This window comes from Pseudonocardia sp. (assembly GCF_035305885.1).
Taxonomy (GTDB): domain Bacteria; phylum Actinomycetota; class Actinomycetes; order Mycobacteriales; family Pseudonocardiaceae; genus Pseudonocardia.
Map to the genome: position 1 here is coordinate 48742 of NZ_DATGOP010000050.1, position 10440 is coordinate 59181.

The 10440-nt window shown below is 75.1% G+C and carries 11 protein-coding genes; 5 read left to right on the plus strand and 6 right to left on the minus strand.

What is annotated here, in order from left to right; translation table 11 throughout:
- Positions 1 to 24 precede the first annotated feature (24 nt).
- The 3 genes from fdhD to VKZ81_RS09580 form a co-directional block, all read right to left on the minus strand.
- Positions 25 to 960 carry a formate dehydrogenase accessory sulfurtransferase FdhD gene (gene fdhD / locus VKZ81_RS09570; protein WP_324241118.1) on the minus strand — a complete coding sequence of 312 codons (936 nt, stop codon included), beginning with the start codon at positions 958 to 960 and terminating at the stop codon, positions 25 to 27.
- 126 nt (positions 961 to 1086) lie between these two features.
- Positions 1087 to 1671, minus strand: coding sequence for a DUF6886 family protein (locus VKZ81_RS09575; protein ID WP_324241105.1), 585 nt, complete (start codon positions 1669 to 1671; stop codon positions 1087 to 1089).
- A 13-nt stretch (positions 1672 to 1684) separates the two neighbouring features.
- On the minus strand, positions 1685 to 2629 hold the full coding sequence (locus VKZ81_RS09580; RefSeq protein WP_324241106.1) for a zinc-binding alcohol dehydrogenase family protein: 945 nt from the start codon (positions 2627 to 2629) through the stop codon (positions 1685 to 1687).
- Positions 2630 to 2698: 69 nt separating this feature from the next.
- Here VKZ81_RS09580 and VKZ81_RS09585 point away from each other — a divergent pair, with 69 nt between their 5' ends.
- Genes VKZ81_RS09585 through VKZ81_RS09600 form a run of 4 tightly spaced genes read left to right on the plus strand, consistent with a single transcriptional unit; the run spans position 2699 to position 6958 of the window.
- Entirely contained in the window at positions 2699 to 3337 is a 639-nt protein-coding gene (locus VKZ81_RS09585; RefSeq protein WP_324241107.1) for a TetR/AcrR family transcriptional regulator C-terminal domain-containing protein, read from the plus strand.
- A 2-nt stretch (positions 3338 to 3339) separates the two neighbouring features.
- Positions 3340 to 4026: a response regulator transcription factor gene (locus tag VKZ81_RS09590; RefSeq protein WP_324241108.1), complete on the plus strand. Its 687-nt coding sequence runs from the start codon at positions 3340 to 3342 to the stop codon at positions 4024 to 4026.
- On the plus strand, positions 4023 to 5438 hold the full coding sequence (locus VKZ81_RS09595) for a HAMP domain-containing sensor histidine kinase (protein ID WP_324241109.1): 1416 nt from the start codon (positions 4023 to 4025) through the stop codon (positions 5436 to 5438). Before VKZ81_RS09590 ends, VKZ81_RS09595 begins: the two co-directional genes overlap by 4 nt.
- 23 nt (positions 5439 to 5461) lie before the next feature.
- Positions 5462 to 6958, plus strand: coding sequence for an MFS transporter (locus tag VKZ81_RS09600; RefSeq protein ID WP_324241110.1), 1497 nt, complete (start codon positions 5462 to 5464; stop codon positions 6956 to 6958).
- A gap of 34 nt (positions 6959 to 6992) precedes the next feature.
- On the opposite strand, the gene VKZ81_RS09605 is transcribed toward VKZ81_RS09600, so the two are convergent.
- From VKZ81_RS09605 to VKZ81_RS09615, 3 genes are read right to left on the minus strand one after another with little or no spacing between them, the layout of a single operon-like run.
- Positions 6993 to 7736 carry a YhjD/YihY/BrkB family envelope integrity protein gene (locus tag VKZ81_RS09605; protein WP_324241111.1) on the minus strand — a complete coding sequence of 248 codons (744 nt, stop codon included), beginning with the start codon at positions 7734 to 7736 and terminating at the stop codon, positions 6993 to 6995.
- Between the two features lie 23 nt (positions 7737 to 7759).
- The gene (gene arcA, locus VKZ81_RS09610) at positions 7760 to 9022 is read right to left on the minus strand and encodes an arginine deiminase (RefSeq protein WP_324241112.1); all 1263 of its coding nucleotides are present in this window, start codon (positions 9020 to 9022) and stop codon (positions 7760 to 7762) included.
- The gene (locus tag VKZ81_RS09615; RefSeq protein ID WP_324241113.1) at positions 9019 to 9636 is read right to left on the minus strand and encodes an HdeD family acid-resistance protein; all 618 of its coding nucleotides are present in this window, start codon (positions 9634 to 9636) and stop codon (positions 9019 to 9021) included. The genes arcA and VKZ81_RS09615 overlap by 4 nt, the downstream gene beginning before the upstream one ends.
- A gap of 460 nt (positions 9637 to 10096) precedes the next feature.
- Here VKZ81_RS09615 and VKZ81_RS09620 point away from each other — a divergent pair.
- Positions 10097 to 10440 (plus strand): amino acid permease (locus VKZ81_RS09620; protein ID WP_324241114.1); only part of this gene is annotated, 344 nt, incomplete at its 3' end.

Genomic DNA, 10440 nt, shown 5'->3' on the forward strand with positions numbered 1-10440 from the left:
GATCGTGCCCGCACCGCGATCGCCTCAAACCCCGAGCGGCGGATCCGGCGCGGTTCGGGACGCCGCGGAACCGGCGGCGGGCACAGGGGTCGGCACAGTGGCCCGCGACGCGGCGTCCGGCTCGCCCTGCGGGTCGGCGTCGAGCACCCGCTGCGCGCCTGCGTAGACGTTCATCGTCTCGCCCCGGAGGAACCCGATCAGCGTCGTGCCGGTCTCGCGGGCGAGGTCGACGGCGAGCGACGACGGCGCGGAGACCGCGGCGAGCACCGGGATCCCCGCCATCACCGCCTTCTGCACCAGCTCGAACGACGCGCGCCCCGACACCGCCAGCACCGTGCCGCGGGCCGGGTACCGCCCGTCGAGCAGCGCCCGGCCGATCGCCTTGTCCACCGCGTTGTGCCGCCCGACGTCCTCGCGGGCCACGAGCAGCGCGCCGTCGGCGGTGAAGATCGCGGCGGCGTGCAGCCCGCCGGTGGTGTCGAACACCCGCTGCGCGGCCCGCAGCCGGTCCGGCAGCGCGACGAGCGTGCCGGTGGTGACGCGGACCGGGTCGTCGCCCGGCGGGAAGCGGGCGACGGTGCGCACGGCGTCGAGCGAGGCCTTGCCGCACACCCCGCACGACGAGGTGGTGTAGAAGCGCCGCTCGACCTGCGCCGCGGGCGCCGGCACGCCGGGGGCGAGCAGCACGTCGAGGACGTTGTAGGTGTTGCGGCCCGCGGCGTCGCGGGAGTCGCAGTAGCGGGCCAGCACGACGTCGTCCGCCGCGCCGATCACGCCCTCGGTGAGCAGGAAGCCGTGGGCGAGCTCGACGTCGTCGCCCGGGGTCCGCATCGTGACCGCGAGCGGCTCGCCGTTCACCCGCAGTTCGAGCGGCTCCTCGACGGCCAGGGTGTCCGGCCTGCGGGTGCGCGTCCCCGGGCGCACGGCGACCACGGGGCGGCGGGTGGTTCGGCGGCCGATGGCGGGCTCCTCCAGCGGGTTCCGACGGGCAGGTCACTGCGCCTGCTGCCCACCGAACCGGGCCTTCGCAGGACGCGCAAATCGTGGCGGTGCGGGCGTCGGACAGAGCGCCGGATCCCGGGCCGATCAGGCCAGCTGCTCCGGGTGGGGTGCGGCGTTGCGGAGGCGGGATCCGCTGAACTCGACCGTCGACCCGACCACCCGGCGCCAGAACGGCCAGATCGACGGCGTGACGCGCAGCTCGATCCCGGCTTCCGCGTGCCGGACCAGCAGGTCACCGACCTCGACCCGCTCCAACGCGACCACCGTCTCCCCCGCGACCCAGTAGCCGCCCACCTCGTGCGGCCGGAACGGCGCGGCCGGGAACCGGTAGGCGTACAGCCGGCAGGTGCGCATCGGCTCGAGCCACGCCGACTCGATCACGTGCACGCGCTGCGCGCCGCTCTGGCCGAAGAACCGCTCGGAGTCCTCGTCGCTGGTGGCGGGCCCGGGCCAGATGCAGCCCCGCGGGCAGTCCCGGGGGAACCAGAACAGCGGGGCGTGCCGGGAGTCCACCGCCCACACCAGCGGCTCCCCCGACCCGCCCGCCCGGGGGTGGAACACCTCGAGCGTCGGGTCCTCGCTGAGGTGCCACAGCGCGAAGGGTGGTTCGCCGCGGTAGGCGGGCGCGGGCGCCCTGGCGAGCAGCTCGACCGGGTAGTCCCCCTCCACGGAGGGGAGTGTGTCAGCCCGGGACGACCACGGCGCGGGTCCGCCCCCGGTGCGCCCACGCCTCGCCGACCCGGCTGAGCGGGTAGGCGGTGTAGGGCGCGTCGAACGTGCCGTCGCCGAAGCGGGCGAGGACCTCCGGGACCTCGGCGATCATCTGCGCCTTCGACACCGACCCCGCGCCGCTGCCGCTGATGCGGATCCGCCTGCTGCGCAGCAGGGCCGCGGGCAGCGCCGCCTCGGCGCCGGCGAGCGAGCCGATCTGCACGTAGCCCACCGGCGGGACGGCGGCGCGCGGGCCGCTGCCGAGCAGCGCGGCGAACGCGGCCTCCGCGACCGGCCCCCACACGAAGTCGAGCACGAGCGTCGGCTGTGCCTCCGCGACGGCCGCGGCGAGGTCGGCCCCGCCGGCCGCGAGGGAGGCGGTGACGACGCCGGGGCCCCGCAGCCGCTCCAGCTCCTGGGCGTCGCGGCCGGCCGCGACGACCTGCTTCGCGCCCAGCGCGAGCGCCGCCCGCACGGCGAGGCGCCCGGACGCGCCGGTCGCCCCGAGCACCAGCACGGTGCCGAGCTCGCCCGCCTCCTCGCGGTGGGCGACCAGCGGCATCCAGCCCGCCAGGGCGGGGTTCATGCCGGCGGCGACCGCGAGCGGGTCGGCGCCCGGGGGCAGCTCCACCGCGAACGGGGTCACCATCCGCTCGGCCATCGTGCCCCACGGCGCGCGGGCGAGGCCGGTGTAGACCAGCCGCCCGTCGTCGGTCCGGGCCACCGCGTCCACGCCCGGCACGAGCGGGTAGGCGCCGTCGCTGCCGTAGTGGGCGCCCGCGGCGAGCCCGCGCACGACGTGGTGCAGGCCCGCGCCGACGAGGTGCAGCGGCGCCCGCCCCTCCCCTCCCTCCGGCGCGGGGAAGTCCGCGCACACCGGCGACGCGTCCGGCGAGGTGACGACCGCAGCTCGCATCCCACACTCCTTAACAAAGTTCAGTTGGATCGTTTCCCACCGTGCCTGAACATTGTTAAGGTGTCAACCGTGGCGAAGGGGATCACGCGGGACCGGATCGTGGCGGCGGCGCTCGACCTGCTCGACGAGAAGGGCATGGAGGGCATCACCGTGCGCGCCCTCGCGGCCCGGCTCGAGGTGCAGGCGCCCGCGCTGTACTGGCACCTGCGCAACAAGCAGGAGCTGCTCGACGAGATGGCCACGGTCGTCATGCGCCGGGTCACCGAGACCCTCTCGGCGCTCCCGCCGGGCGAGACCTGGCGCGACGACCTCGCCACCTACGCCCGCGTCCTGCGCGCGGAGTACCTGCGCCACCGCGACGGCGCGCGCATGTTCAGCGGCACCCGGCTATCCGATCCCGACGTGGTGAAGGCGAAGGAGGCGTGGCTCGCCCGCCTGACCGAAGCCGGCTTCTCCCTCGCCGCCGCCGACGACGCCCTCGACATCGTCACCGCGTTCGTGGTCGGCTTCGTCATCGAGGAGCAGGAGCGCAACCAGCCACGGGAGTCCGGCTCGCCGCGCTACTCGGTCGACGGGCGGGACGCCTGGTTGGGCGAGGGCGCCGAGCTGGTCAAGGCCGCGGGCCACGTCCGCGACGACGGCGACGCCCGGTTCGAACGCCACCTCGGCGTCGTCCTCGCCGGGCTCGCCGCCCGGCTGGAGGCGTGACGATGGCCCACACCGTGCTCGTCGCCGACGACGACCGCGCGATCCGCGAGTCGCTGGGCCGCGCGCTGGAGCTCGAGGGGTACCGGGTGGTCGGGGTCGACGACGGCGTGCAGGCGGTCACCCGCGCCCGCCGCGACGCGTTCGACCTGCTCGTGCTGGACGTGCTGATGCCCGGCCTCGACGGGCTCGGGGTCTGCCGCGTCCTGCGCGCGGACGGCAACCGGGTGCCGGTGCTGATGCTCACGGCGCGGGTCGAGACGCCGGACCGGGTGGCCGGGCTCGACGCGGGCGCCGACGACTACCTGCCGAAGCCGTTCGAGCTGGACGAGCTGCTCGCCCGGCTGCGGGCGCTGCTGCGCCGCGCCGCCCCCGTGGCCGACGACCGCGAGCCGGCGCTCTCGGTCGGGGACCTGCGGCTCGACCCGGCGGCCCGCCGCGCGTGGTGGGCGGCCACCGAGCTCTCGCTCACCAGGACCGAGTTCGACCTGCTCGAGCTGCTCATGCGCAACGCGGGGATCGTGCTCGACCACGCGCGGGTCTACGAGCGGATCTGGGGCTACGACTTCGGCGCCGACTCGAAGAACCTCGCCGTCTACATCGGGTACCTGCGGCGCAAGCTGGCCGCGGCCGGCGCGCCGCCGGTGATCCACACCGTCCGCGGCGTCGGCTACGCGATGCGCAGGCCGTGACCCTCCCGACCCGCCTCGCGGTGGCCTTCGCCGCGGTCGCCGCCACCGTCGCCGCGGCCGTCGGGGTGCTTGCGTTCTACTCGGCGGTCGAGCGGGTCACCGGCGAGGTGGACCACACCCTGCAGACCGCGACGGCCGCCGTCCTCGACGGCTCGGAGGACGTGCTGGAGGCGCCGTCGCCGGGGCTCGTCGAGCGGCGCCTGGTCGCCCAGCGGATCGCCCCGGACGGCACGGTCACCCCGCTCGGCGGGCGGCCGGTGACCCTCCCGGTCCGGGACGCCGACCGGGTGCTCGCGACCACCGCCGACCGCGGCGCGACGAGCACCACCGAGGTGGCCGTCGGCGACGAGACCAGCGGCGTCGCCTACCGCGTGCTGAGCACCGCGCTCGGCGAGGGGCGCGGGGCGCTGCAGGTCGGGATCGACATCAACGCCTCCCGGGAGGTGCTGAGCGGGCTCGCCAAGGAGATCGCCGTGCTGGCCGTGCTCGTCTCGGTCGCCGCAGCGGGCCTCGGGTGGCTCCTGGCGCACCGCATCGCCCGGCGGCTGGTCCGGCTCGCCGCGGTCGCCGAGCGGGTCACCGCGGCCGGGCCGGACGACCCGCTCGGCCACCGTGCCGTCCCGGTGCAGGGGCGCGACGAGGTGGCCCGCCTGGCGTCGTCGTTCACGACGATGCTGCGGCGGCTCGCGGAGTCCCGGGAGGCGCAGGAGCGGCTGATCCAGGACGCCGCGCACGAGCTGCGCACCCCGCTGACGAGCCTGCGCACCAACACGAGCGTGCTGCGCCGCCTCGACCGGCTCGACCCGCGGGCGCGCGAGCGGCTGCTCGCCGACGTCGAAGGCGAGACCCGGGAGCTGTCCCACCTGGTCGAGGAGCTGATCACCCTCGCGCTGGCCCGCCGCGCCGACGAGGAGGAGGCCGACGTCGACCTGACCGAGGTCGTGCGGACCGCCTCCGACCGGACCCGGCGCCGCAGCGGGCGGGCGATCCGCGTCGACTCCGACGGCACCCGGCTGCGCGGGCGGCGGCACGCGCTGGAGCGGGCGGTCGGGAACCTGCTGGAGAACGCCGCGAAGTTCGACACCGCGGGCACCGCGCCGATCGAGGTGGTCGTGCGCCGGGGCACGATCACGGTCGCCGACCGCGGGCCGGGCCTCGCTCCCGGCGACGTCGACCGGGTCTTCGACCGGTTCTACCGGGCCGACTCCGCGCGGTCGCTGCCCGGCTCGGGGCTCGGCCTCGCGATCGTCGCCGACATCGCCGAATCCCACGACGGCACCGCGTTCGCCCGCAACCGGCCCGGGGGCGGCGCGGTCATCGGGTTCACGGTCGGCGCGGGCCGCCTCTTACCGGATTCCGACCCGCGCCATGATCGGGCTTCACCCGTGCCCGGGACGGTGGCGGGGAACTGATCCCCACCACCGGAAGGACCTCCGTGACGACCACACCGATCGCCCGCCCGGGCCCGACCCCGCACGACCGGTGGAACCCGCGCCTCGCCGCCCAGATCGCCGCCCTCCTCGTCGGGAACCTGACGGCCGACGCGGTGGCCGTGGCGCCGCTGTTGTTCCTCCCCCAGATGCTCGAGCACTTCCGCACCGACCAGGCGGCCTGGATCAGCGCGGGCGCGCTGCTGGCCGGCGCGATGTGGGCGCCGCTCCTGGGCCGGGCCGCCGATATCCACGGCAAGCGCCGGATGCTCGTGGCCACGCTGCTCGTCGGCTGCGCCGGGTCCGTCGTCTGCGCGCTGGCCCCCAACCTCGCCGTCTTCGTCCTGGGTCGCATGGCGCAGGGCGCCGTGGCCGCGTCGGTATTCCTCTCGGCCACGATCGTCCGCGAGCTGTGCGCACCGCGGATCGCGATGCCCGCGGTGGGCATCGTGACCACCGGCGCGGCGCTGGTGAACTTCGGCTCCGCCTTCGTCCTCGAGCCGCTGGGGGCCGCGTTCGGGTTCCGCGTCGTCTTCGTGGCCGCCGCGGCCCTCGGCGCCGTCGCCGCCGCGTCCGTTCGCGCCGTCGTGCCCGAGTCCCCGGTCCGGACGGCGGGCCGGCTCGACGTCGCAGGCGCCGTGCTGCTCGGCGCGGGGCTCGCCCTGGTGCTCGGCTACATCAGCGCGGGCCCGGAGATCGGTTGGGCGGGTCCGATCCCGTTCGCCCTCCTCGCCGCCGGGTCGGGCGCGCTCACCTGGTGGTTCCTGCGCTCCCGCCGGATCGCCGACCCCGTGATCGACCTGGGCGGACTCGGCCGCCCGCTCCTGCTCACGCTGCTCGTCATCGTGATCGCCACCGGCGCGACGCAGAGCATGGACCAGCTGCTCAGCCTGATCGCGCAGGTCTCGTCGGAACAGGGGCTCGGCTACGGCCTCGACGCGCAGGGCGTGTTGGGCCTGCTGTTCGGGATCCCCGCCGTCGGGATCGTCGTCGGTGGCGTGCTCTCCGGCTGGCTCGCCACCCGGATCGGGCCGGCCGCGACGCTCGCCGCGGCGACGGCGCTCGGCACCGCGGGTGCGGCCGGGATGCTCGCCGGGGCGTCGTGGCTGCCGGGCGCGATCGCCTGCTCGTTCCTGCTCCAGACCACGATGGGGGCGCTGATCGGCACCGGCTTCAACCTGGCCGGCACGCTCGCCCCCGGCGACCGCCAGAGCGGGGTCGCCAGCCTGGTCACGATCGTGGGCGGGCTCGGGTCGGTGCTCATGGCGTTCGTGGGCGCGGCCGTGCTCGCCTCCACCCAGGTGGTCGTCGACGGGGTGGCGGTGAACTCGGCAGCGGGCGTGCACGCCTACATCGGCCTCGCGGCCGCCACCTTGGCGGCGGCCACGGCGCTCGCCGTCGGGCTCGCCCGGATGCTCGCCCGTCAGGGCGCGGGCTCCCGGTCGACGGGCGCGGTGGCCGCCCATGCGGTGAGGAAGAGCAGGCACCGGGCCACGAGGTAGGCGAACACCAGCACCCCGAGCACCGATCCGAAGATCACCCCCCCGGGGTGCCGGTGACCCGGCCCAGGTAGATCGCGAGCCCCTGCTTCAGCGCCTCGAGCCCGACCGCGCCGAGCAGGGCGACCCGCCCGGCGCCGTGGATGCGCCGTCGCGTTCGCGGCAGGCGGGTGAGCATCCAGACGAGGATCAGCCAGTCGGCCGCGAGGCTCACAAGCAGCGCCGCGACCACGCGGGTGAGCGGCGACCAGTCGGCGCCCGGCCACCCGAGCGCGTCGAGCACGACCCTGCCGAGCCTCGTGCCGACGGCGCTCACCGCGAGCGAGCCGAGCACGGCGGCCCACAGCCCGGCGAGCGCGACGACGTCGGAGAGCAGGCGCCGCGGCGACAGCGGGCTGCGCGGCGGGATCTCCCACTGCGCGGAGATCGCCTCGCGGATGTTGAACATCCACCAGGTGCCCGCCCACAGCGCGGCGACGAGGCCGGTGCCGGCGACGGCGCCCCGCTGCTCGACCGCGGCGGCGACGACCGGTTCGATCCGCTCGGCCAGCTCGGGCGGGACCGCACGGGCCGTGGCCGCGTCGAGGGCGTCGAGCAGCGCGGGGTTGCCGGCGAGCACGTACCCCGCCGTCGCGTAGGCGATCATCAGCAGCGGGATCGCGTTGAGGACGCTGAAGAACGTGATCGCCGCGGCGAAGTGGTTGCCGCGCCGCTCGTGGTAGCGGGCGCCCGCGCGCAGCAGGTGGTCGACCCACCCGTGCCGGGCGCGGAGCTCGATCATGCTCCCGCCGGCCGTCCCGGCCGTCAGCGGTCGACGGGGTCGCGCTGCAGCGGGCAGGTCATGCAGTGGCCACCGCCGCGCCCGCGGCCGAGCTCGGCGCCGACGATCGTGATGACCTCGATGCCCGCCTTGCACAGCTGCGAGTTGGTGTGGGTGTTGCGGTCGTAGGCGACCACGACCCCGGGCGAGAGGGCGACGAGGTTGTTGCCGCTGTCCCACTGGCCGCGTTCGGCCGCGTAGGCGTCGCCGCCGGTCTCGACGACGCGCAGCTTCGCGAGGTCGAGCGCCTCGGTGACGACGTCGAGGAAGGAGAGCTTCTCCTCGGTGACCTCGACCGGGTCCTTGTCGCCCGGCCGCAGCGTGAACGTGTGGATCCCTTCGGTGATCTCCGGGTAGACGGTCACGCAGTCGACGTCGGCGAAGGTGAACACGGTGTCGAGGTGCATGGCGGCGCGCAGCTTCGGCATGCCGGCCACGATCACCCGCTCCGCCGCGCCCTCGGCGAAGAGCGTGGCGGCGAGCTGCGTGATCGCCTGTCGCGAGGTGCGCTCGCTCATCCCGATGAGGACGACCCCGTTGCCCACCGGCATGACGTCGCCGCCCTCGAGCGTGGCGAGCCCCCACTCCTGTTCCGGGTCGCCCCACCAGACGTGGGCGTCGGCGAAGTCGGGGTGGAATGCGTAGATCGCCTTCATGAGCAGCGTCTCGTCGTGGCGGGCGGGCCAGTAGAGGGGGTTGAGCGTGACGCCGCCGTAGATCCAGCACGTGGTGTCGCGGGTGTAGAGCATGTTGGGAAGCGGCGGCATCAGGTACTCCGGGACGCCGGTGGACTCCCGGGCGAGCGCGACGTAGCCGGGCCGGAAGTCCCCGGGCAGGTCGGCGGTGGACAGCCCGCCGATGAGCAGCTCGGCGAGCCTGCGCTCCTCCAGGCCGTCGAGGTAGGCGCGGGTGTCCTCGACCAGGCCCAGTCCGACCTCGTTCGGCACGATCTTGCGGTCGAGCAGCCACGCCTTGGCGTCCGGGATGGCCATCGTCTGGGCCAGCAGGTCGTGCAGCTCGACGACCTCGACCCCGCGCTCGCGCATCCTGTTCACGAAGTCGAAGTGGTCCCGGCGGGCGTTCTGCACCCACATCACGTCGTCGAACAGCAGCTTGTCGCAGTTCGACGGGGTCAGCCGCAGGTGCGCGAGCCCCGGCGCGCAGACGAGGACCTTCCGCAGCGGGCCGACCTCGGAGTGGACGCCGTAGGCCGCGGCGGGGTCGGCGGGCGGGATCGGGTCGGTCATGGCGCGTTCCTCCTGGTGGCGGTCGACGCGGCCACGATCGCGTCGACGCCCGCGATGACGAGGTAGATGCCGATCAGGTTCACCAGCAGGAGCAGCTCACGGCCCGGCGAGCCGATGGCCCACAGGCCCAGCCCGAGCTCCAGCACGCCGGCCAGCAGCCCCAACCACCACATGTCCCGGCCGCGGGCGGTGACCGAGTCGACGATCCGCACGACGCCGTTGATCACCAGCGACCAGGCCGTGACCACCGCGAGCACGAACAGCGTCAACGCGGGCCAGAACAACGCGGCGAGGCCCGCGACGATCCCGACGGCGCCGCCGAGGTAGGCGAGCCAGCGCCACCCGCGCTCGACCTCGGGGGCGAGCCCGAGCTGCGTCACCCCGCCGACGATCAGCGCGAACCCGATGAGGATCGCGACGGTCACGAGCGCGGCCGGGCGCAGGCTCATCACCAGCAGCCCGTAGAGGACGGTGAGCAGCCCGAACCCGACCAGGGCGATCCGGCGCCACCCCGGGACCGGCCGGGCCGCGGACGGCGTGAACGGCTGGGCGCCGACCTGCTCGCCGGCCGGCGGGGTCGACGCCGAGGCGGGGGTGGTATGCGGACCGGCCACAGCACCCTGCTGCGACACAGCACCCTGTTCCGACACAGCACCCTGCTGCGACACAACGCCCTCTGGAGACGACACAACGCCCTCTTGAGACACGGCGCCCTCCCGGGTTCGCCTCGAGTGATCCGCCACCCGCGGCGCACGCGGGCGGGGGCCCACCGTCGTCCCCGCGCGGTGCACCCCGCCCCCCCGCAGGAGATGAAATCCCGCAGCGCCGCCCCGCGACCGGGACGCCGCGACGACGGGCGCCCCGCGCCCCGGGCGGGTGGGTGGAGCGGGGCCGGTGGGTGAACTTCACCTCCCGCGGACGATCCGGCGGCGACGCCGGCTGGGCACGGTGGCCCCGCCCGGGTCGACGCCGCTCGACGCGGCCGCGGGGAGAACGGTCGCGACCTCGACCTGCGGGTCGTGTCGATGAGCCAGATCCCGGACCGATCACCGATCCCACGGGAGTGAACCGACCATGGCCGACACGGTCCCCTCGGTGGCCGCCCCCTCGATCGCGCCCACCCCGGTCGCCCCGGAGGGCGGCACCCAGGTGACCCAGCCGGGCAGGATGAGCCTGCCCACGTTGACCGGCATGGTCGTCGGCAGCATGGTCGGCGCGGGCGTGTTCTCGCTTCCGGCGCGCTTCGGCGTGGCGACCGGCATCCTCGGCTCGCTCATCGCGTGGGCGATCGCGGGCGCGGGCATGCTGATGCTCGCGTTCGTCTTCCAGAACCTCGCCATCCGCAAACCCGACCTCGACTCCGGGGTCTTCATCTACGCCAAGGCGGGCTTCGGCGACTACGCCGGCTTCAACTCCGC

Coding starts and splice junctions, on each gene's coding strand:
- VKZ81_RS09580 (WP_324241106.1), bottom strand. CDS start 2,629: ATGCGAGCTGCGGTCGTCACCTCGCCGGACGCGTCGCCGGTGTGCGCG.
- VKZ81_RS09590 (WP_324241108.1), top strand. CDS start 3,340: ATGGCCCACACCGTGCTCGTCGCCGACGACGACCGCGCGATCCGCGAG.
- VKZ81_RS09605 (WP_324241111.1), bottom strand. CDS start 7,736: ATGATCGAGCTCCGCGCCCGGCACGGGTGGGTCGACCACCTGCTGCGC.
- arcA (WP_324241112.1), bottom strand. CDS start 9,022: ATGACCGACCCGATCCCGCCCGCCGACCCCGCCGCGGCCTACGGCGTC.